The organism is Sphingobium sp. 3R8, from assembly GCF_020166615.1.
Taxonomy (GTDB): Bacteria; Pseudomonadota; Alphaproteobacteria; order Sphingomonadales; family Sphingomonadaceae; genus Sphingobium; species Sphingobium bisphenolicum.
In genome coordinates this window covers 1-20764 of sequence record NZ_JAIQXR010000035.1, presented here as the reverse complement: position 1 = coordinate 20764, position 20764 = coordinate 1, and the positions used below count along the sequence as shown (strand labels likewise).

The following is a 20764-nucleotide window of genomic DNA, read 5'->3' as shown; positions in this document are numbered from 1 at the left end:
CGTGACCGGGACCGCGCAGGGCGATGGCCGCCTGACGGGTGGGAAGCTGGTGCTTGCCGCCATCGTTCTCGGAATTGCCAACTTCATGGTCGTGCTGGACACGACCATCGCGAATGTCTCGGTTTCCCATATCTCGGGCAGCCTGGGCATTGCACCGTCTCAAGGCATCTGGATCATCACGTCCTATGCGGTTGCAGAAGCGATCTGCGTTCCCCTGACGGGGTGGCTAGCGCAGCGCTTCGGCGCAGTGCGGACATTCATGTGGGGTATGATCGGCTTTACCGCATTTTCGATCCTGTGCGGTTCATCGACGAGTCTAGCCATGCTGATCGCGGCGAGGATCGGGCAAGGGATCTGTGGCGGGCCCCTGATGCCGCTCAGCCAGACGTTGCTGATGCGTATCTTCGGACGCGGAAAGAGCGGCACCGCCATGGGGATATGGTCGGCAACGACCGTCATCGGACCGATCATGGGGCCCATTCTGGGCGGCATCATTTCTGACAACGCCGTGTGGAACTGGATCTTTTTCATCAATGTGCCGGTCGGCCTGTTCGTCGCGTTCGGGGCAACGCGCTTCCTACGCGGTATCGACCTGCCGACCAGCAAGGTGCGTCTTGACGTCATCGGCCTGATCATGCTGATTATATGGGTCGGATCGCTCCAGCTCATACTCGATCTCGGTCGCGAACACGACTGGTTCGAATATGATCTCATCGTCGGTCTGGCGATCGTGGCCGTCGTGGTATTCACCATGTTCGTGGCCTGGGAGCTGACCGAAAGCCAGCCGGTGGTCAACCTGCGCATCTTCCGATATCGTGGGTTCACCGCGGCGGTAATGGCACAGTCGATCGGATTTGCCGCCTTCTTCGCTGCCATCATTATCATACCGCAATGGCTCCAGCAGAGCCTTGGCTACACGGCGACATGGGCGGGCTATGCGATGGCCTTCGTCGGTGTAGGCACCTTCATCATGTCGCCGGTCGTGGCGAAGATGACACAGCGCAGGGATGCACGAATGCTGGCTTCGGTCGGTCTGCTGGGGCTCGGATTTGTCGCATTGATGCGAGTGGGGTGGACGTCGGGGGCTGACTTTTGGACCCTGGCGACACCTCAGATTGTGCAGGGATTTTTCACCGCTTTCTTTTTCATTCCACTCGCGACACTGGCGCTGGGATCGGTCAAGCCCCAGGAGATCGCTTCGGCTGCCGGACTGATGACCTTCCTGCGAACCATTGGCGGAGCCTTTGGCGGATCCATCGGCGCGACTATATGGGACGACCAGGCCGTCGTCGCGCGGAGCGAGATCGTAGGGAAGTTGAACAGTTTGGCGATTGAGGAGCAGATGCGGCAAACGGGTATGTCGATGGATCAGATTCGCGGTTCCATTGTCCGGATTGTCGATCAGGAGGCGCTGGCCTTGTCGACGAACCATGTGTTCCTTTTGTCCGCCATCGTCTTCGCCACGGCGGCCGCGATCGTCTGGCTCGCGCCGCGACCAGCCGCAGCACCGTCGGCCGGTGCTGCGCACTGATGGCAAATTCGTTGGTCCGACATCGCGAAAGGAACTGCGCCATTAAGTCACTCAAAAGCAAAATGAGCATGATCCCGGACAGCGGGCTATAAAGACGGTCCCTTTTCTGGCTCAGCGCGGAAATACACAACAGTCGCATCTATGCTTCCGATCGGGGGAAGCCCGTGACGACTAACAAGGTGAACGCGTTAAAGCTGGTACCAGGCGTCCACCCCTTCCGCGTTGATCGGCCTCCTGCGCCGGTGCCGGCAAGTGGCGGTAGAGCGTCGGGACCGAGACACCGATCGCTGGCGCAATTTCCCGGATCGTCATGCCGGAAGCCAGGCGATAGCCGACGCCCGTCATGTGCTGTCCGTCGGCAAAGCGAACGGCAGCTTACGCTTAAAGCCCACGCTTTCGGATTCCGCTCGGAATGACCGTCCCAGTTCCTACCATTTGATTGAGCTGGCGCGCAGGTTTGCCAGACCGGGATATCCAAGGCGCAAGTGCATGGCGGTAATCCGCCGACGAAACGGAAATACCCCGTCAAACGCCCGAAATGGGCACCGTTAGCCACCCAAATGCCGCAGAAACCCGCCGATAGCCGCACAACACGAAATATCTTCATAATCATCAAAGGGTTATGACAATGTCGTAGTGCTCATCTTCATCGGGCGCGGCCCGTCTGTCCCGCCGATTCTACGCTATGACGCGATACCCTGCGCGATAGCTACGCAAACGCCGCCGATTTCCGCACCGCGCGTCAAGCCGCCGCTCCGCCGGCCACCATGACAGCGGAAACGGGACGAACCGGCGCGATATGCGATGCCTATTGCGGCTGCAGATGCTCGGCCATGAAATCGATGAACACCCTCAGTTTGGGCGTGATCTGGCGGCTGGCCGGCCAGAGCACGTTGAACTGATCGGTCTCGGCAACCCACTCGTCCAGGATGGACACGAGACGTCCGTCAGCGACCTCGCTACGGATCGCAAAGGGCGGCAGACAGGCAATGCCCAGCCCCTCGATCGCCAACGCGATCAGAGGATCGACCGCCGTCGCGCTCATCCGTTCGGGCAGGACAATCTTCCCCTGCCGTTCCCCGTGAGCAAACGGCCAGGGTCGGATCTTGCCGGTGCTGGGAGAGCGTTGTTGAAGACACTGGTGCTGCGCCAGATCGTCAGGGGTTTCCGGCACTCCGCATCGCGCCAGATAGTCGGGTGAGGCGACGATCTTCAGTTTGAACCGGCCGACATTGCGGCTCATCAACCGGCTGTCCGATGGTTGCCCGGTGCGAATGACGGCATCGAACCCTTCCTCCACGACGTCCACCAGCCGATCGCTGAAATCCAGGTCGAGTTGCACCTCTGGCCAGGCGCGCATGAACTTGGCCATCACCGGTGTCAGCAGCATGCCGACCAGCGGCAGGCTGACCCGCAGCCGCCCTCTCGGCGTCCGATTTGATCGGGCAAGCTCGGCTTCCGCTGCCTCGACCTCCTCGAAGATGCGGCGGCAGCGTTCGAGGAACAGCCGCCCTTCTTCGGTGAGCGTCATGTTGCGCGTGTTGCGATGGAACAGGCGCACATCCAGCCGTTGTTCCAGTCGGACCACCGCCTTGCCAACCGCAGAGGCGGAAAGACCGAGCTTGCGGCCAGCCGCCACGAAGCTGCCGGTTTCAGCCGATTGCACGAAGGCGTCGAACGCCGTGAGTTTGTCCATGGCTTGATCTTTACAGGAATCTTATTCCGTAGTCACTGGAACAATGGCCCATTTTTCCGGGAAAAGCCGACCGCTATCCCTTGGCTTTACGAAACCAAGGAGCACAACATGACCCCCGTCTTCACAACCTACCCCACCCCGACGACATTCATCGTCAACGTCATTCACGTTCACGCCGGCAAACAGGAAGAAGCGTTCCAGCTAATCCAGGATGTCGTCCACTATGTCGCCGAGCGGAAGCCAGGCTTTCTGTGGAGCAACCTCGCCAAGAGCACCGACGGGCTGACTGTCGTGAATATCGAGGCGATCTCCGACCCCGGCGACGTCGAGATCTTCTTTTCCGATCCGGTATTCCTCGAAAAGTTCCGCAAGCTCGACACCGTCTCGTCGAGCGAGTTTCACACCTACACCGTTGGCGACCTGGTGCTGCCGAAGGCCTCAGCGTGACGACGCACGTCGAACGGCTGCCGGTAGCGGGGCTCTGCGCACTGGCGGTTGCCGGTTTCGTCACCATCCTGACGGAGGCCCTCCCGGCCGGTCTGCTCTCGCAGATCGGGGCGTCGCTGGAGGTGAGCGAGGCCATGGCCGGACAATGGATCAGTATCTATGCGCTGGGATCGCTGCTCGCTGCGATCCCGCTGACGGCAGCAACGCGAAGCTGGCGCAGGCGACCGCTCCTGCTCGGCGCCATCATCGGGTTGAAGCCGGCGACGTGGATCAGATACCTCTTGTGGAGGTTTTCGCGCCCACGCAGCCATGCGCGGCGCATGCCGCCCCGGTCCAGGACATGGGCAAAGCTGCGTTCCACCATCTCGCCGCGTTTGCGCATGGTCTTGCGTCCGATGCGGGATTTCAGGCGGGCGCGATTGGCGTAGACCGCCTTCTGCGCTTCCTCGTCACCGTGCCAGCGCAGGATGCCTTTGGCGGGCATGGGCTCCGATATGCGGGTCTTCCACGGCCCGTTTGCGAGTGCCTTGAGGCCCTCGCGGGAGTGATACCCCTTGTCGGTTACAAGATCGCACGGGGTGTCCGGGGCCGGTGCCATATCGACTGTCGCCAGGTTACGCGCAGCCGCCTCGAGCGTCGCCTCGAGGGTGTTCGTATCGCCCTTGTCCGCAGGATGGATCGGCGCTGCGACGATCACGCCGGTATCCAGATCGACCGCATGTTCAGGCTTGTAACCAAGCGGCGTCGAGCCGTTCTTCATCCGCGCCACCTTGGCGTCCGGATCGACCGGGCTCTCCCAATCCGTGTTCGACAGCTTCTTGCCCGTGCGTCTGCGATCAAGGCGCACCAGGTCGTCGGCTGTTGGTGTCTCGATGCCGCTCTCGTGCGCCATGCGCGTCAGCATCTCACGATACGTCTCGCCAGTGTCGCGCCGCATTGGCTTCCATCGTCGATCCGTCCACGCCGATCCGTTCGGCCTTCACCAGCTCATGATCTGCTACGAGCCCCAGAACCCAGGCAAATATCTGGTCATGAACCTCGTGCGGCAGCCGGCTGCGGGTCTTCGACATCCAACTATGGTCGGGGACTTTCTCCCGCGTCGTCAACCGCAGAAACTCGCGCAGCGAAAGCGAGTCCGAACACCGCCACACAATCCCGCGCTCGGAGTGAATGCCTTCGAAATAGCCGATCAGCAGCATCCGAAAGTATCGGCCGGGGGGTACCGATGGCGCCCCCATCCGCGCAGCGTAATAGGCCTGGCACGCCTCTTCCACAAAGCGGTCGAAACCGGCATCCACCAGCAGCTTCTGAAGCTTGTCGTAAAAGGCGTGCCCGGGAGAGCGCGGTATATCTGACCACGACACGATCAGATCCGCCTGCACATCACCATCACGTCGCATCGCCATCGTCGCTGACCGCCTTCTTTCCGTATCCAGGCTGAATCAGATCACACCGACTTCGTCAACGCGCTGCTAACGCACTCCGCCTCGCCGGCCGCTTCGCCAGCGCGGTCATCGGCGCGACGTTCACAATCGAGGACGGACGCGCACAAAGGACGGCATTCCGCAACGCTGCCGAACGCGCCGGCCGCGACCCCGACGAGATCAAGTTCATCGCCGGCCTGATGACGACGATCGCCGATGACAAGCGCGCCGCGCTTGATCGCCGCGTCACGCTGACCGAACGGACGTTCCCGCAGCGCGCGTCGTATCTCCAGCAGATGCTGGGCGTGCCGATCGATCCGGCCCGGCTCGACGAACCGCTGTCGCCGCAACAATTGGCCGCCGCACGTTCGTCTTCCGGCGATCCCCGCTCGGTGCGGGCGCTGGAGGTCGCGCGCGAGGGCTGGTCGGTGCGCGATATCCTCGCGCACGGCGTGATCGACTATCAGCCGGTCGTGGCGGGGCCGCCGGTCGAGGTCGCCGATCACATGCAGGCATGGTTCGAGGCCGAAGCAGCCGACGGCTTCTGGGTGGCGCCCGATGTGTACGAAGATGGCCTCGATCCCTTCGTCGACGATGTCCTTCCGGTCCTCCAGGCGCGCGACCTGTTCCACCGGGACTATGCCGGAACCACGCTGCGCGATCATCTCGGCGCGCCCGCGCAATACGGGCTCGATCCGCGGATCGTCCGGTGACGGCAGGGACGCGCAAAGCCATGCGAGTGCGCGTGACCGTGGAAACCACGATGGAAAACCCGTTCCGCCGATGGGCGTTGCCTCATCCCTTATGCTCGGGAGTGAAGAATGACGCTTGATCTGACGCGGCGCGATCTCGCCATCGGCGGCCTTGCTCGTCTGGCTGTCGCAAGTCTCCCGCATACCGTTGCCATGGCGTAGCCCGCGACAACATCGGCTGTGGATCTTTCGCTGGTCGATCCGCAACTACGGGCCGCGGCGCGAGAGGCGGCGCAGACAACCGATGCGCTGTCGGCGCTGCTGGATCAGCGCTGTGCATGAGGAGCCCCGCTGGCGCAGGACGCATAAGGTGAAAAGTGCGATGCGATGGTTGGTCGGGTTGGCGCATTGTGCGGTATTGGAGGGCTACAGCGTAGACGTAGTGCTCATCATCGTCGGGCGCGGCCCGCCAGCCCCGCCGATTCTACGCTATCGTGCGATATTCCGCGCGATGGCTACGCAAATGCCGTATCAATCCTCCGCTTGCTGACACACGGAAGCAAGGTGATCGTCAGAATGACGCTTTCCTACAGAAGCTGCTCGAGCCACATCTTTTCAGCGGACCATCACATTGAAGGTCAGCGCGAGGAATTTCACAGACCGCCGAAGCGTTCATGCCTGCTGCCATTAAAGAAGCTCGCATTCGCCACTTTCGATCCGTCCCGTCATTCTTCCAGCGAAACCTTGCATCGCGGTGCGGATGTGATCACAAAGGAGCCGCACGCGCTTTGTTTGCCGCGCGTCGCCATGTGTCAGCAACCATATGTCGCCGGCGCGTGTGACCGGACTTCCTGGCACGCGGGCAAGCATGGGATCGGCGTCGCCCAGAAAACACGGCAAGACCGTAATCCCCATGCCCGCGCGGGCGGCTTCGAACTGCGATCGCATCTCTGCAAATCGGATCGGAGTGGTCGTCATCCTGATCCCGCCTTCTGGATGCCAGTCCGACGGAACGACCTCGTTGGTTCCCAACAGCCAAGCGGCGGGGGTTGAGTGGGCTGTCAGCAGATTTCGATGGACGTAGAATCCTGTATGAAATTCGCAGAGCCTTGTACCGTAGAGATTGTCTGGCGGAGTTCCGTCGCCAACGACAACGCGCAAGGCAACGTCCGCCTCCCGGTTGCCGAGATTGATCACCGATACCGAGCCGATGATTTCCAGCGCGATATCGGGATAAGCAGCCCGGAACTCAACCAGTGTCGGCATCAACAGGTCGGTCGCAAACGAAACGGGGAGCGTGAGCCTCAAAGGTCCTGATACGCTCTGGTCACGCCCGAAAATCTTCGCCTCTATTTGAGACGACGCCGTCGACATCTGTCCGGCCAGCTCGACGATGTCGGTTCCCGCATCCGTCAGTCGGTATCCGGACGGTAGCTTGTCAAACAGCTTCGTCTTGAGCTTCTTTTCCAGACGCCCGATGCCCCGGATGATCGTAGCGTGATTGACGGCAAGTGTGTCCGCGGCCGCGCGCACCGTGCCGCCTTCTGCGACAGCCAGAAACATGCGGACTTCATCCCAGTGATCCATGGTGCGTTTTCTCACATCTGTTGTGCGAACATCGCCAGTTTAATGCAGATCAGGCTTGGATCATATACGATTATAAGAAGAGGATGTGCAATATCGCACCATTCCAGTCGCGTCCTCTTGCTGAGACAACCAGACACAGTCACACAAAGGATATTTATGAATACGCTGTCTTTGATGCGGAGCGCTGCCTTCATCACACTCATTTTTGCGTCTGCGAGCGCCTCGGCACAAGCACTCTCCGATCTCAAGTCGTCTCCGGAACCGCTCGTTCTTCAAAGCCAGGGCAGCTTCTTCGTTGGCGGAAGGACGGTCGAGACCGAGAACGCCGGCTGGAGCGATATGAAAGCAATATTCGGGGAGTCTTTCGAGGCCGGAAAGGTCTTGGTCGACCAGATGTACGTCCAGTTCCAGACGCCCCCGAAACCAACGCACACCCCGATCGTCTTCATGCACGGCGGGCTGCTGTCCTCCAAGCAATGGGAAACGACGCCGGACGGCCGCACGGGCTGGTACGAATACTTCACACACCAGGGCTTCCCGACCTATATGGCCGAGCAGACGGGCCGGGCGCGCTCGGGCTTCAACGCGACGATCTTCAACCAGGTACGTGACGGAAAGATCGCGCCCTCCGAACAGCCCCGCGTCTATCTGGGCACCTCGAACATGGCCTGGAAAGTCTTCCGCTTCGGGCCGAAGATGGACGAGGCATACCCCGTTCAGCAATTTCCGCTGGATCATGTCGGTGAGTTCTACAAGCAGGTCATTCCCGATATGTTCGAGAGGCAGGTGCCGAGCCTTCTGGACGAACTGATCTCGCCGGAAACCAAGAACCCGACAGTCGATAATTTTGCAGACCTGGCGCACGAGCTCGGCGGAGCCATTCTGGTCGGCCATTCTCAATCTGCCGGCTTCCCAACGCAGGCCGTCCTGAAGGCGAAGGGTGGCATCAAGGGAATCATCCAGCTCGAAACCGGCTGCTTTTCCAACCTGACCGACGATCAGGTGAAGACCCTGGCCAAGGTTCCGATCCTGGTGATGGTTGGCGATTATCTCGGCGACCCCCCCTATGCGGCCTGCGTCAAAGAGATGGACCAAATCAAAGCTGCGGGTGGTGACATGACGTTCATCTCGCTTCCGGACGTCGGCATGAAAGGCAACAGTCACATGTTCATGCAGGACAAGAACAACCTCGAAGTCGCCGATCTCATCATCAAGTGGGTGAGCGAGCACGTCGATAAAAAGTAACCTATAGCAAGCTCAAGAAGTCTTATATTGCTCTCAACCCGATGGCCTGTCGGTCGATCCCTCTGCCTCACGCTAGAGCGATGAACCGCCACCGACAGGCACCATGATGATGAGAGACAGTGACGGAGATTGCCCTTTCGGTTGGTTTCGCAACCCCGAGCCATTTCGCCACCGCCTTCACCCGGCATTTCGGCGTACCGCCTTCCCGCTATCGGTTGTTCGCGCGGTAAATCGCTACACAGGTGCTGCGACGCAGATATGGGAAATCACATGAATTCTGGGCGGTGGGGATCACTCCCTGGCGGTCCGATACCGAAACCATGACGGAAAACCCCTCGACTGGCATTGTCGGACGCTTTCTCAATCCGACAGTGATTCTCGAACAATTCAAGGGGCAACCTGACCGCGAAATACCGTGTGCAACGGATTTTCGGCGGAATCGCGTGGTGGCTGAATGAGATTCATGTGATTGCCGTCGTCACTAATTATCCAACTGCGTCGAAAATAGCCTTTTGAAATCACCTACTGGAATACCAGTGGGGCGAAATTCTGGCCCAATATCCATTTGATAGATTTTCGGCAGCCATGGTAGTTTCTTTTCAATCCCTGTGGTTACGGCATCACTGGTGGTTTCAACCGCAACCCGGCTTACGCCGATGGCAGCAGGATCAACCAACTCCACAGTTGTGGGGTCATTAATGTTGCGGAACCGAACCATCATTGGCCAATCCGTGCGCGGCAGATCGGCCTTCATTTTTCCGTCGAAGTTGCTTCTCAGCACGGCGGTATCCGACATAACTCCATCGGGATTATGAGAACGTCGGCCAAGCAAAGCATGAGGCACGACGGCTTGGAGCGGCGGCCCTGCATTGGGCATTTGCAGAAGAACAAATAATAGCGTGTCTTTCAATTCGATCGCCACGGCCTCGCCAGACACGCTGGAATTTAAACCACTGCTATCGCCAATAGGTATGCCTCGCCATACTTCTACCTGAAGCACAGAGGAGCCTGATTTTAAACCTTGCGGTGTTTTCACTTCGACCGTCATCCGAAACTTATAAGATGATCTATCACCGAAGCTGCACCCTGATAGCATCGTTGCCGCGCCCCCGACTAACAGACCAAGCGACATGCGCCGCGACACCATTTTGCAGCCCCGATCTTTCATACCGTTTCACCTACGCACTTTCGTTCGAGGTCGTATCGGGATCTAGTTAAGAAACGGGCGACATGGCGACAAACAGGCCTTTTCCGCTGCCAAATGCCGGCAAATTCCGACGCCAGCCAGGGTCAGTAGAGATTGTCCTTATAATCCTTCTCCAGCCCCTTCTTGAGCAGCCCCGTCATACCGGGTACCGAGAGGCTTGCGCGCGCGAGCATCGCGCCAACGCCTCCGCCCTTGTTGAGCTTGATATGGCCCATGAACAATTTGGTGGAGTCAATGTCGCTGGTCTGGCGCACGGGCCATGGGGATGCACGTTCCAGTGCGCGGCTGGCGTGGAACGCCATGGTTTCGACGGATAGCTCGATCGCCAGTAGCGGCGTCTTGCCCTGCGTGGCGAAGCGCTCGCGGATCGTCAAATCGGTCGTCAGACGGGCGGCCCCCTGTGCCGTCATTGCATGGGTGGCGCCGGGCACCAGCAGAACGATCCCGGTCTGCGCCTGCTCCACGATGTTGCGAAAGCTGTCGACGCGGCGGTTGCCTGGACGATCGGCAAACCATAGCCGGTCGCCGTCGAGCATGGCCATGCAGCCGGCGGGGTCGCCCTTCGGACTGAGATCCGCCTGGCCGCCCGCGCTAACCGTGGCCAGCGCCAGAAAACGGCTCGCTGCTACAAAGGCGGCAAGGTCCGTCGGTACGTCGCAGGGCTGCACCGCCCACAGATCCGAGCGGATGATGGCCTTCGCGCAATGGCCGTAGCATTCCTCCACAACGACATGCAGATGGTCGGAATCCACCGCTTCCACCCAGCCATTGATGCGCAATGCCTCCCGGATACCGGGGATCAGGAACAGCGATCCGAACGACGCGCCGACCGCTAGGGGCTTGGCATGATCCAACGATGCCAGCGGGATGCGCAACCGCCGGGTGTCACCCGATACAAAGCCCGGTGCACCACCGCCGATAGTCGCAATGACGCTGGCGTTGGCGGCGTCCAGACCGGAACCCAGACCGACGAACGCCAGCGGCGAGTGGGCGAGCCATCGCAACGCGCCCTCGTCCAGATGGTCGATGACCTTGAGATGCATGGCGGGCGGCGTGCAGCCCGTGACGGCCTCCAGCTTCGCCACACTATCGATCACGTCTCCGTAGGGGAGGTCGCCAGTCATGCCGCGGGGACCGGCACCGGCTGCGCGGCGGCATCACGCGCCAACCACAACAGCACAGCGCCGCACGCCAGCAGCCCGACATCAACCGACCAGACGACCGGATCAGCGGGCAGGAAGCGCATAAAATGGACCAGCGCGGTGGCGATCAGCAGCACGCCGGCAGCCCGCTTCAGCCATAGCGACAGAGTCGCCGCCTCGATCCGCAGGGCAGAGAAGAGGATGACCAGCGTCACGGCGGCCCATGTCACGATCAGCGCCTGCTTGCTGACCATTCCGCCCAGCGCCGCCGTTGCAAGCGCCGTGGTGGCAAGGGCGACCGGCTGGCTCCAGATGGTCGCGGCCCATAGCCGTTCAAGGCCAGGCGCGGGATTGCGCTTGTCGCGTCGCCGGGCGAGCCAGATGGTCACGCCGCCCGCCGCCAGATAGGTGAGGCCAAGCCCAAGGACCGCATAGGCGACCTTCACCATGCCGCCGCCGAACCAGCCGAAATGCAACTTGCCGATCGCCCCCAATATCCGTTCGCCCAGATTATTTTCCGCCGAACGGGCGCTGTGATACAGCTTGCCCGCACGATCGAAGGCATAGGCGTCGTAATTGGCGAGACGCGTGTCGTCGCGTTGTACGTTGAACATCGCGGCGCCGCCCATTTCGGCGGGATGCTCCAGCAGGATGAGGTCAATGCGACCGCCCGGCGTCGCGCGATCGACGGCCGGGAACATCGGGCGCAGGTCGATGATCGGTGCGGGGCGCGGATCGTCCTTGGGCGCCTGTGGGATGAACAGGGCATAGACTTTGGCCGTGTCCCCCTGAAACAGGGCCATGCCCAGCACGCCGACGATGATGGTGGTGAGGCCCAGCAGCGCGCCGGTCAACGAGACGATGACATGGAAAGGCAAGGCCCAGATGCCAATGCGGTTGTGCAGATCGGCCTCCTGCAAGCGGCGGGAGCCCCCCAGACGGAGGTGAAAGGCGTCCCTGAAGATGCGGGGATGAGCGAGCAGGCCGGAAATAAGCGAGGACAGCAGGGCAACGCCGGTCAGGCCGACGATGAAGATGCCCCAACTGCCCGGAATGTGCAGGTTGATGTGCAGCCGCGTGAGGAATTCGCTGAACGGCGCGTCACCGGGCGCAACCAGATTGCCGGCCGCGTCGAAGATCCAGCCATGATGCACATGGTCCTTCTCGACGCTGATGCTGGCCTGCGGCAGATCGGGCGTGGGCAGGTTGATATAGCCATGTTCCACGCCGCCGCCGACCCGCGCGATCGCCGCCTCCAGCGCGTGCTGGACGGCGTCGGGTGATACGGTGGTCAGGCGCGGCGCGCCGGCTGTTTCCCACCGCTGAAATTCATGGGCGAACACCGCGATGCTGCCCGTCAGGCAGACCAGATAGATGATCGAGGCAAAGGCGAGGCCGAGCGAACTATGCCCCTTCAGCACCGCGCGCACGAAATCGGCGGGTACGCGCGACAGGAATGGCTTGCGCTTGGCGGCCGCAGTCATGCGAACCCCTTCAATATGGCCAGGCCAAAGCCAGTGAGTGCGGTGCCGACCAGAACCGCCGTCGCGCGAAGGATACGATTGTCTGCCAAGGTCCAGGCCATGGCGCCACCCCAGGCGACTGGCACGATCAACGCGCCGATCAGCAGCCGCGTCTGCGCCTCGCCGGGCACCCAGACGGCATAGCATATGCCCATCGCCATGGCGGCGATCATGCCGATCGGGCCGGCCAGCAGCCAGCGCAATATGTTGCGCCAGCGGGTCGTCGGCCTGTCCGATGGTTCGGGCGCTAGGCTGTCCGATGCGCGCCCGGCGCGATCTGACCTCCGGGCCTTGGCCGGACGGACCGTCGCTCCACTCGCGACCACCGCAAGCGCGGCTACCGACAACATGGCCAGCGCTATGAACGGCCCGCGCGTGTCGCCTAGCAGGAAGGCCGGCCAGACCAAAGTCGCGACCATCGCCGCCCAGCCGACGGCCCGATAGCCAGCGCCCTTTTCAGCCGGGGAACGCCACGCCCGGCGCAAGGCCCAGGCGCCGAACGCCCCGCCCGCCAGCATGGGGAGACAGGCGGCGAGCGTCATCATTACCAATTCGTCTCCAGAGATACGCCTAGTACGCGGGGATTACCCAGCACGCCGCGACCCAGACCGTCGACGGTATATTGGAAATATTGTTCGTCGAAGAGATTGGAGGCAAAGGCGGAAACCGTCCAGTGATCCGCTTCATAGGCGATGCGCGCGTTCACCAGCGTGCGGGCATCCAGCCGCGTTTCCGACTGTGGGATGCTGATTTCGGAGAATACGGCGCTGCGATGGCTGGCGTTGACGTTCAGGCTGACATGTTCGACCGGGCGCGCATTAATGCCTGCCGACAAGGTCCAGTGCGGCGCATGGGCAAATTCCAGCCCGGCATAGTCGGTCACGCTGCCCAACGTCGTCGAAAATTCGTCGAACTTGGTCTTGGTATAGCCGACGGAGGCATACCAGTCGAAGGCCGGACTGACGCGCTGCGCCGTCTCCACCTCAAAGCCATAGAGATGCGACTTACCGGCGTTGACGACATTGGTGTCATAGACGTTGAGGCCGAAATTGGCCGACACCTGCTGATCCTTCCAGTCGACATAGAAGGCGTTGGCATTGAGCGTCAGCGCACCGTCCAACCAGGCCGAGCGGAACGATAGTTCATAATTCCAGGTGAATTCGGGATCATAGGCAAAGGTCGCTGACCGGGCCAGGTTGCTGCTCGACCCGCCTGACCGATAGCCGCGTTGAGCGGTGAAGGCGGTCTTGATGTCCGGCGTCCATGCCATCTCGATCCCGGCCTTGGGCAGGAAAGCCTTGAAGGTGCGGTTGATCGCAACCGCACCGCCGGTCGCATCGGAAACGATGCCCTCGACCCCTGCATTGATGCCCATGACCGCAAACCAGAGAGGCGATCCTGCCGGACCAAAGGCCAGCGGGTCAGGATAGGTGCCGGCAAATTCTGTTTGCTGCGCAACTGCGATACTGTTGGTTTCGCGGTCGTAGCGGAAGCCGCCGAGCAGCGAGAGCCGGTCGGTCAGTTTGAACCGCGCGTCCCCAAACAGGGCATAGGTGCGGACCTTGCCCGCACCCTGCGACGCGAAATCGACGGGAATTTGGGGTAAAGCCGCACCATAAAGATTGGCGACATATTGCGCGGTCGCCGCATCGATGCCGTTCGACTGGAGCAGCGCGGCGATCGTGCCGAGAGGCGTCGGGACGCCCGTCTCGCTGGTCGTGTTGATGCTGTTCCTGCGGTTATAATAGAAGGCGCCGAGGAGACCGCTCAGCCTGTCCCCGTCGTAATTCAACCGCAATTCCTGCGAGAAGGTCTTGAAGTGGTTGCGCTGGACATACTGGCCGCTGTCGGCGGCAGTCAGGTCGTTGTCGTAATTGTTGGTCTCGCCGACATCATTATAGGCGCTGATCGCCGTCAGGCTGAGATCACCGCCGAAATCATAGCGCAGGTCCAAGGTGCCGATGTCGGTATTGGAATCGCTGTCATTGGGGACATTGGAAAAATTACGCCGACGGTCGAAGAAGTCGGGCGTAGTCGTGTCGACATAGCTGAAGCTGTAGCCGCCATAACGATCATAATGGGTATAGCCGACCCGCGCTTCGAATCCGGTGAGAGCACTGGGCGTCCAGAGCAGCTTGGCACGGACATTGGTCGAATCCAGCGGATTTTCATGTGTGCGGCGTGTTGGGTTCCAGGTGAAGCCGTCCGCGTCACGCTTTTCGGCGGAGACCCGGAAAGCCAGTTCGCCCGGCACTATCGGTCCGCCAGCGGCGACCGCGAACTGCCGGTCGTCGCCACTGCTATACTGGGCACGCGCGCGCAACGACCAGTCCATCGTCGGTTCGGCCGTGCGCAGGATGACCGCGCCGGCCAGCGCGTTCAGCCCCTGCAACGTCGATTGCGGCCCGCGCAAAATCTCGACCTGCTCGACATCCCACATATCAGTGGGTGCCGCCTGGACGATGGCTGAGGGCAGCGCAGCTCCATCGACGAAGATGGTGGCGAGCGCCGCCCCTTCTCCGCCTGTGATACCGCGGTTCGCGATGCCACGGATGGTAAAGCCGGAGACGCCATAGGTCTCGGTGACGTTGGCGGTCCGCTGGAACACATCCTGAATGGTGATGAGGTTTTCCTGCTCCATACGCTTTGGCGTCGTCACTGCGACGCTCGTCAACGTATCCTGAAGCGAGCGATTGGCCTTTTCACCCGTGACGATGATTGTGTCGGCATTCCCCTCAGCCTCGCCAGCAGGGGCCTGAGCGAAGGCCGGACTTGCGGCTTGAATTGCGAACAGGCTGCAGGCAGCCAGATATAAAACGCGCACAATGTTTCCCCCAATTTGCTTGACCGTTTAAAGGGATACTATTGCGAGTCAATATCAAATGATTTATTGCACCTGGCGTGCTGTCGGCTAGGCTGGCGGTTCCCTCTCTGGAGATTCCCATGCGCCGCTTTGCCATTTTTCTCCCCATCTTCTGGCCGTGCGCCGCAATCGCGCAATCCGGCGAGGAACAGCGTCCCCGAATCGTCGTCAATAGTGCTGCGACGATCCCGAGCCCGCCCGACCGTGCCGTCGTTAGCTTCTCCGTTCATGGCGAGGGCACGACCAGCGACGAGGCCGTGCGCGACATGGTGGCGAAACGGGACGCGATCGAGAAGGGACTGGCAGGCATCTCTGCCCGACCCGATATACGTGCCGCCCAAGTCGGTATCGCCGAGGTGCGCGGGCGTGACTGCAATCGCAACACCTACGGCAATCCGCGCCTGTCGACCGGCGAATGCGCGATCATTGGCTATACCGCCGATCTTCAGGTGGAGGTCCGCACCGCGGCAGTGAACGAGGCCGGCACAATGGTGTCGCTTGCTGGCCGTCTCGGTGCGACCAACCCCCGCATCGACCGCTACTTCCTCGCCGAGGACAAGGAGATAAGGCGGCGCGGGATCACGGAAGCGGTGGCCGAAGCAAAACTTCAGGCTGAAGCCATCGCGCGCGCCTCCGGTGTCAGGCTCGGCGGCGTCCTAAGCGTCTCCAACCTCAGCTTCAACGGCCCAGGCCCGTATGACGAGATCGTCGTCGCGGCAGCGCGGGTCAGCTCGCCGCCGCCGCCTCCACCCCCACCGCCGCCGGTTGCGATCGGACTGAAGCCCCGCGCGATCGAAACGCAGGTCCGCGTGCAGGTGATCTACGCAATTCAACCCTGATTATCAGCTGGCGTCGTCCCGGTCAGTGGGATCGAGGGGTGCAACGTCCGTGCCGGGCGCCATGGCCGGCCATCGCAACAGTGCCCAAAGCTCGAACCGCCCAACCCGAAGCTAAAAGCGTTCGGTCTGAAACGTTTTCACGAGAGCGTTCAGTTGGTCGTCGACCAGATTCGGCCGTTCCTCTCTCACCGGGGGACGACCGAACTTTAGGAAGATGGACATTGCCGCCACAAGGAATACGTGAACTCAAAAGCGCCCGCCTCCAGTGAAGCCGGGGCGGGCCACTCTACCAAGGTTAAAGCGGCCTCGCGACATTCGACCACCTTATTTCCGCCTGCGCTATGCCGCCACCGGCAACGGCTCGTCGGGCAGCATCCGTTCAAATGCAGCGAACAGAGCCGCGCGAGTATAAGGCTTTCTGAGCACTGGGCGGTCTTCAAGGTCGGCACGATCGCCATGGTCACTATAGCCTGTCGAGAAAACGAAAGGGATGCCAAGCTGTGCCAGCGCATCAGCAACCGGGTAGCTTTTTCTCCTCCCAGATTGACGTCGACAATTGCCGCGTCGAACCTTTGCTCAGCGCCACCGCGTCCGCGCTTGAACTCGTCGGTGAAACGACGTTTCGTCCTACTAACACCTCCTGGCTCCGCGGAGGCTATTATCGGTGTCCGTCAAAACGAGAGAGATCAGCGTCGCAGTCTATAAGGAAAAGCTTGGCAGAAGTTCTGAAAGAAACCAACCATAAGCCACCAGCGCCGATCAAAAACGTCGTTCGACCTTGTTGATGACATCGACCAACTCTCGCAGCCGCTCCTGCGTTTCAGGGTTGCGCACGCGCACATCGTCCTGAATGGCAGCGTCGCCGAGACCGGTCGTGGGGGCGAGGTCACCCGCATCAGTCATTAGCGACTTGGTAGTCCGCTGCGGATCGAAAATTCGATCGCTGACGTAGGCTTCCAAATACTTGGGGCCTCAAAAGCATCTTTGCCAGATACATTGCGTTCACGCGTTACCCAAGCAGGTATGCGATGTCGGCCTCGGTCAACTTGGCCCGGATTGCACTGTCACCCTCCCAGAGCATAGCGGCAAGCGCTCGCTTTTTGTCCTGAAGGCCGAGTATCTTCTCCTCGATCGTGCCTTTGGCGATTAGGCGGTGGACAAAGACGGGCCTAGTTTGGCCAATCCGGTGCGCACGGTCGATGGCCTGCGCTTCGACCGCTGGATTCCACCAGGGATCGTACAAGATCACTGTGTCAGCAGCGGTAAGGTTCAAACCGCTTCCCCCAGCCTTGAGGCTTATGAGGATGACGTGAGCTTCGCCGGCCTGAAATTTGCGCACAGGAGTGTTGCGATCCTGCGTCGCACCGCGGATTTCAACATAAGTTATGGCCAGCGCGTCGAGTTCGGGCTTGATCAGGTCTAGCATGGACGTGAATTGGCTGAACAGGATGATCCGTCGCCCTTGGCGCAGCAGTTCTGGCAGCATCTCCATCAGCCTGGCGAGCTTTGCCGAGCCGACGGCCTTGTCCATGCCGTTGCCGTTCGTTTGCGGTAGAAGGCGCGGATCGCAGCACAGTTGCCGCAGCTTGAGCAAGGCATCGAGGAAGACGATCTGCGAGCGCAACAGACCGACGCGGGCAATCTCGTCGCGCACCCGCTTGTGCATAAGCAGGCGCAAACTTTCGTAAGCGGCCAGCTGGTTCTTTTCGAGGTCGACCCACTCCGGAATTTCCGTCTTGTCGGGCAGGTCGCCGGCAACTTTATCTTTGGTCCGGCGCAGCATGAAGGGCCGGAGGCGGCGTCGGAGCATTGCTTTGGCGGCAGGATCATCATCCCGGGAGATCGGACGGTCGAGCACGCGTTTGAACTCGTCAAGTGAGCCGAGCAAGCCAGGCGTGACGAGGTCAGTCAAGCTCCACAGGTCGGTCAGCTGGTTTTCTACCGGCGTGCCCGACAAGGCGATAATCTGTCCTGCTTTCAGCGCCTTTGCCGCCTTGAAGCCGGCTGTTTTTGGGTTCTTGAGCGTCTGGGCTTCATCAAACAGGATGAGTGACAACGTTTGGGCGGCAAACTGCGCGGTGTCGCGCACCAACAGGGGGTAACTCGAAACGATGATGTCGGCGTTACCGAACTGGTCATGCAGGTTGTGCCGGTCATTGCCGTGCCAGAGAACGCTGCGCAGTTCGGGAACAAAGCGGGCAATTTCTGCCTGCCAGTTGGGCAGCACCGAGGTCGGGCAGATGATCAGCGCCGGGTCCTCCAGCTTTCCCGCAGCTTTCAGCGTAGCGATGTGCGCCAGGGCCTGGACAGTCTTGCCAAGCCCCATGTCGTCCGCCAGCACGCCGCCAAATCCAGCGCTGTGGAGCACTTGCAGCCAGTCCAAACCGTGCTGCTGATAGGGGCGGAGCTCCGCTTTAAAGCTCGTCGGCGTTACGGTCGGCTGCAGATCGATGCGGGCGAGGGCGCGGGCAAGTTTGCGCAAGTCATCACTGCCGCGCCAGTCAATGCGGCCTGCGCTCGCCGCTTCGAGATCGGCCAGCACGGCGATATCGCTACGCGGCAGGCGCAATTTTCCTGATGCCTCACGATCGTGGAGGGCCAGCTCGAGTAGCATCGCCAGCACGGGCCTGATCTGTTCGATAGGCAATTGCGCCAGCTTGCCCGGGCGAATCGCGACGGTGATACTGTCCCCAGCCTGGTTCAGCAATTGCGGGCCGAAGTGCGCCAGTAGCTGTCGCAATATGGGCAGGATGTCGACGACTTGCCCATCAATCCGGGCACCAAGGCTGATATCGAACCAATCCATACCCGATGTCGTGACATCGAACTGCACGTCTTCACCGCCAACCTCGGTGATGGTGAGCTGCCACCTGGAGCCATATTCGATGCGCCAACCGTCGGTGCGCAACGTTGGCAGCGCGGTGTGCATGAACAGCGCGAAATCGGTGGCTTTGGCCAACGCGACCGGGGCAAAATCCCATTGCAGCGTAGGTTTGGTCTTCAGCTCTCGAAAGCCATCCAACGGGATGAGGCCATGCGCAAACATCTGGTCGAGCGCCCGGGTCTCTGCCGCAAGGTCGCGTCTGAAACGGATAAAGCCAGCATCGCTGTTGGCTATGATCTCTGCTGCATTTGCGTTCGGCGTCACGCGGTATCCCGCATAATCAAAGCTGATCCGCGCGCAGGCCATATCAGCCTTGTAAGTGGGCGATGCCTGATAGCCGTGCCGACGCGGCATGATGGCATCGACCTTGTCTTGAACGAAAGTCAGCACCGGCACCGGGTGTATGGCGCCCAAGTCCTTGAGGCCCGTGAGCGTTGGTGCGGGTACGTCAGCACCAGCGATGTTTTCCCAATGGATTGCTAATTGCGCTACGGCATCGGGCGGCACCGGGGGGATCAGCAACACGCGCTGGGCTAGCGCAGGATCGGTGATGCCGGTCACGCGGTGCATAGTTCCGGTGGCGTCGTCGATAATGACGGGTGGTGCCGTTGCGAAAAGCAGTTGCCCTTCGGTCAAGCCCTCCAGTGATGGGCGTTGTTCGCCGTTTGTAAGGCTCGTCCAGCACCATCTCACCGTCTGGTCTTCGCCCCAATGCAAGGTAGGACCATCGGCCTTTCGCCACCGTGCCCGGCCAGTCGCGATCGCCTTTTCGACCCAATCGCTTCCCGCCAGCCCTTTGGGCGAGGTGTGCGTGTCGAGATCGCCGGTATAAGGATCCATCCGGCGCACCAACCATTGATCGACCGGATCCAGTGGCATCTGGCCGCCGCGCAACTGATAGGCATTGGGTTGCTGCCATCCGGTCTGGCCGCTGCCGCTCTGCCCCATTATCCAGGTCGCAATGGCCAGACGCTGCGGCAGAATCTGTCCCGATATTGGCAACGCCTTGCCCTTGCGGCTCTTGCCGTCGTGCAGGGCGCGTGGCGAAAAGACGTAGGCCAGATCGAAAGTGCCGCGTGCGCGCACGGTTGCTTCGGCCTGGGTTTCGTTCAACCATTGCTGCAAGGGCGCGGGCAGTGGAGGCGGCTTTGAAGCCGCGTTAGGCACTATGCGAGGCTGCACCGCACCCGATCGTCCGTCAGCGTCTGACGCAGCGCGTGCTTGTGCGGCAAACAGCACGGCGGCACCATGCTTGCAATCGAAGCCGACCGGGCAGGTGCATTCGATCAAGGGTTCTTCGTCTTCGCCATCCAAATCCGCGAAGGCAATCGTAACCTCATACGGGTGTTTGGCACTGCCCGTGACGGCGGCGATGATCAGCGCCATGTCCGTGTCAATCGCAAGGTCGCTCACACGGCCTTGCTGCCAGTAGGCATAGCCCGCCGTGACCATATTCTTGGTCTGGACGGCGTTTGTGATCAATGTCGAGGTTATCGGCGGTATCATCGCACACAGCATTGCCGATGATGTCGGGTCTGATCAAGGGACCGCGCATCCGGCAGGAGGCGCTATATGGCCACGCCATATGGAGACTATGATCGCAGGAGCGTGGTCTAATTTCTTGAACAGCGCCCTCAACATAGCCGTTGATATGTCCGCGATGAAGCGCAGCGATCGGTACGGT

The 20764-nt window shown here is 61.0% G+C and carries 19 protein-coding genes; 7 read left to right on the top strand and 12 right to left on the bottom strand.

The window, feature by feature from the left end; translation table 11 throughout:
• The first annotated feature begins 1 nt into the window (after position 1).
• Positions 2-1531, top strand: coding sequence for a DHA2 family efflux MFS transporter permease subunit (locus K9B33_RS22030; protein ID WP_224551261.1), 1530 nt, complete (start codon positions 2-4; stop codon positions 1529-1531).
• Between the two features lie 171 nt (positions 1532-1702).
• Here K9B33_RS22030 and K9B33_RS22025 read toward each other — a convergent pair whose 3' ends face one another.
• The gene (locus K9B33_RS22025) at positions 1703-1876 is read right to left on the bottom strand and encodes a helix-turn-helix domain-containing protein (RefSeq protein ID WP_224551260.1); all 174 of its coding nucleotides are present in this window, start codon (positions 1874-1876) and stop codon (positions 1703-1705) included.
• Positions 1877-2339: 463 nt separating this feature from the next.
• Positions 2340-3227, bottom strand: coding sequence for a LysR family transcriptional regulator (locus K9B33_RS22020; RefSeq protein WP_224551259.1), 888 nt, complete (start codon positions 3225-3227; stop codon positions 2340-2342).
• 108 nt (positions 3228-3335) lie between these two features.
• Between K9B33_RS22020 and K9B33_RS22015 the strand changes: the two genes are divergently transcribed.
• The gene (locus tag K9B33_RS22015) at positions 3336-3674 is read left to right on the top strand and encodes a hypothetical protein (protein ID WP_224551258.1); all 339 of its coding nucleotides are present in this window, start codon (positions 3336-3338) and stop codon (positions 3672-3674) included.
• 157 nt (positions 3675-3831) lie between these two features.
• Here K9B33_RS22015 and K9B33_RS22010 read toward each other — a convergent pair whose 3' ends face one another.
• Both K9B33_RS22010 and K9B33_RS22005 read right to left on the bottom strand, forming a co-directional pair.
• Positions 3832-4611 (bottom strand): transposase, encoded by a 780-nt coding sequence (locus tag K9B33_RS22010; RefSeq protein WP_224551257.1) that lies wholly within the window; start codon positions 4609-4611, stop codon positions 3832-3834.
• Positions 4580-5080, bottom strand: a complete 501-nt coding sequence (locus K9B33_RS22005; protein ID WP_224551256.1) for a transposase — start codon at positions 5078-5080, stop codon at positions 4580-4582. Before K9B33_RS22005 ends, K9B33_RS22010 begins: the two co-directional genes overlap by 32 nt.
• Positions 5081-5115: 35 nt before the next feature.
• Between K9B33_RS22005 and K9B33_RS22000 the strand changes: the two genes are divergently transcribed.
• The gene (locus K9B33_RS22000) at positions 5116-5811 is read left to right on the top strand and encodes an LLM class flavin-dependent oxidoreductase (protein WP_224551266.1); all 696 of its coding nucleotides are present in this window, start codon (positions 5116-5118) and stop codon (positions 5809-5811) included.
• A gap of 666 nt (positions 5812-6477) precedes the next feature.
• Here the strand turns inward: K9B33_RS22000 and K9B33_RS21995 are convergent.
• On the bottom strand, positions 6478-7377 hold the full coding sequence (locus K9B33_RS21995; RefSeq protein ID WP_224551255.1) for a LysR family transcriptional regulator: 900 nt from the start codon (positions 7375-7377) through the stop codon (positions 6478-6480).
• Positions 7378-7533: 156 nt separating this feature from the next.
• On the opposite strand from K9B33_RS21995, the gene K9B33_RS21990 reads away from it, so the two are divergent.
• Positions 7534-8622, top strand: a complete 1089-nt coding sequence (locus K9B33_RS21990) for a hypothetical protein (RefSeq protein ID WP_224551254.1) — start codon at positions 7534-7536, stop codon at positions 8620-8622.
• Between the two features lie 119 nt (positions 8623-8741).
• Positions 8742-8852: a helix-turn-helix domain-containing protein gene (locus tag K9B33_RS21985; RefSeq protein WP_224551253.1), complete on the top strand. Its 111-nt coding sequence runs from the start codon at positions 8742-8744 to the stop codon at positions 8850-8852.
• A 251-nt stretch (positions 8853-9103) separates the two neighbouring features.
• Here the strand turns inward: K9B33_RS21985 and K9B33_RS21980 are convergent, their stop codons facing one another.
• From K9B33_RS21980 to K9B33_RS21960, 5 genes are all read right to left on the bottom strand, one after another.
• Positions 9104-9670 (bottom strand): hypothetical protein, encoded by a 567-nt coding sequence (locus K9B33_RS21980; RefSeq protein WP_224551252.1) that lies wholly within the window; start codon positions 9668-9670, stop codon positions 9104-9106.
• Positions 9671-9912: 242 nt separating this feature from the next.
• Complete coding sequence (locus K9B33_RS21975; protein WP_224551251.1) at positions 9913-10926, bottom strand: pyridoxamine 5'-phosphate oxidase family protein; 1014 nt, start codon at positions 10924-10926, stop codon at positions 9913-9915.
• A 23-nt stretch (positions 10927-10949) separates the two neighbouring features.
• Positions 10950-12455 carry a PepSY-associated TM helix domain-containing protein gene (locus K9B33_RS21970; protein WP_224551250.1) on the bottom strand — a complete coding sequence of 502 codons (1506 nt, stop codon included), beginning with the start codon at positions 12453-12455 and terminating at the stop codon, positions 10950-10952.
• Positions 12452-13039 carry a hypothetical protein gene (locus tag K9B33_RS21965; protein WP_224551249.1) on the bottom strand — a complete coding sequence of 196 codons (588 nt, stop codon included), beginning with the start codon at positions 13037-13039 and terminating at the stop codon, positions 12452-12454. The genes K9B33_RS21970 and K9B33_RS21965 overlap by 4 nt, the downstream gene beginning before the upstream one ends.
• Positions 13039-15318, bottom strand: a complete 2280-nt coding sequence (locus tag K9B33_RS21960; protein ID WP_224551248.1) for a TonB-dependent receptor — start codon at positions 15316-15318, stop codon at positions 13039-13041. Before K9B33_RS21960 ends, K9B33_RS21965 begins: the two co-directional genes overlap by 1 nt.
• 119 nt (positions 15319-15437) lie before the next feature.
• Between K9B33_RS21960 and K9B33_RS21955 the strand changes: the two genes are divergently transcribed.
• Positions 15438-16196 (top strand): SIMPL domain-containing protein, encoded by a 759-nt coding sequence (locus K9B33_RS21955; protein WP_224551247.1) that lies wholly within the window; start codon positions 15438-15440, stop codon positions 16194-16196.
• Between the two features lie 759 nt (positions 16197-16955).
• Here K9B33_RS21955 and K9B33_RS21950 read toward each other — a convergent pair.
• Both K9B33_RS21950 and K9B33_RS21945 read right to left on the bottom strand, forming a co-directional pair.
• Complete coding sequence (locus tag K9B33_RS21950) at positions 16956-17156, bottom strand: hypothetical protein (RefSeq protein ID WP_224551246.1); 201 nt, start codon at positions 17154-17156, stop codon at positions 16956-16958.
• 49 nt (positions 17157-17205) lie between these two features.
• Positions 17206-20466 (bottom strand): DEAD/DEAH box helicase, encoded by a 3261-nt coding sequence (locus tag K9B33_RS21945; RefSeq protein ID WP_224551245.1) that lies wholly within the window; start codon positions 20464-20466, stop codon positions 17206-17208.
• A gap of 58 nt (positions 20467-20524) precedes the next feature.
• Here K9B33_RS21945 and K9B33_RS21940 point away from each other — a divergent pair.
• Positions 20525-20764: hypothetical protein (locus K9B33_RS21940; RefSeq protein ID WP_224551244.1), on the top strand; the 240-nt coding region annotated here is incomplete at its 3' end.

Excerpts from the sequence above, each read along its gene's own strand:
- K9B33_RS22025 (WP_224551260.1), bottom strand. The coding sequence starts at position 1,876 with ATGACGGGCGTCGGCTATCGCCTGGCTTCCGGCATGACGATCCGGGAA.
- K9B33_RS21980 (WP_224551252.1), bottom strand. The coding sequence starts at position 9,670 with ATGACGGTCGAAGTGAAAACACCGCAAGGTTTAAAATCAGGCTCCTCT.
- K9B33_RS21945 (WP_224551245.1), bottom strand. The coding sequence starts at position 20,466 with ATGGCGCTGATCATCGCCGCCGTCACGGGCAGTGCCAAACACCCGTAT.
- K9B33_RS21955 (WP_224551247.1), top strand. The coding sequence starts at position 15,438 with ATGCGCCGCTTTGCCATTTTTCTCCCCATCTTCTGGCCGTGCGCCGCA.
- K9B33_RS22015 (WP_224551258.1), top strand. The coding sequence starts at position 3,336 with ATGACCCCCGTCTTCACAACCTACCCCACCCCGACGACATTCATCGTC.
- K9B33_RS21990 (WP_224551254.1), top strand. The coding sequence starts at position 7,534 with ATGAATACGCTGTCTTTGATGCGGAGCGCTGCCTTCATCACACTCATT.
- K9B33_RS21970 (WP_224551250.1), bottom strand. The coding sequence starts at position 12,455 with ATGACTGCGGCCGCCAAGCGCAAGCCATTCCTGTCGCGCGTACCCGCC.
- K9B33_RS22005 (WP_224551256.1), bottom strand. The coding sequence starts at position 5,080 with ATGGCGATGCGACGTGATGGTGATGTGCAGGCGGATCTGATCGTGTCG.
- K9B33_RS22010 (WP_224551257.1), bottom strand. The coding sequence starts at position 4,611 with ATGCGGCGCGACACTGGCGAGACGTATCGTGAGATGCTGACGCGCATG.
- K9B33_RS21965 (WP_224551249.1), bottom strand. The coding sequence starts at position 13,039 with ATGATGACGCTCGCCGCCTGTCTCCCCATGCTGGCGGGCGGGGCGTTC.
- K9B33_RS22020 (WP_224551259.1), bottom strand. The coding sequence starts at position 3,227 with ATGGACAAACTCACGGCGTTCGACGCCTTCGTGCAATCGGCTGAAACC.
- K9B33_RS21995 (WP_224551255.1), bottom strand. The coding sequence starts at position 7,377 with ATGGATCACTGGGATGAAGTCCGCATGTTTCTGGCTGTCGCAGAAGGC.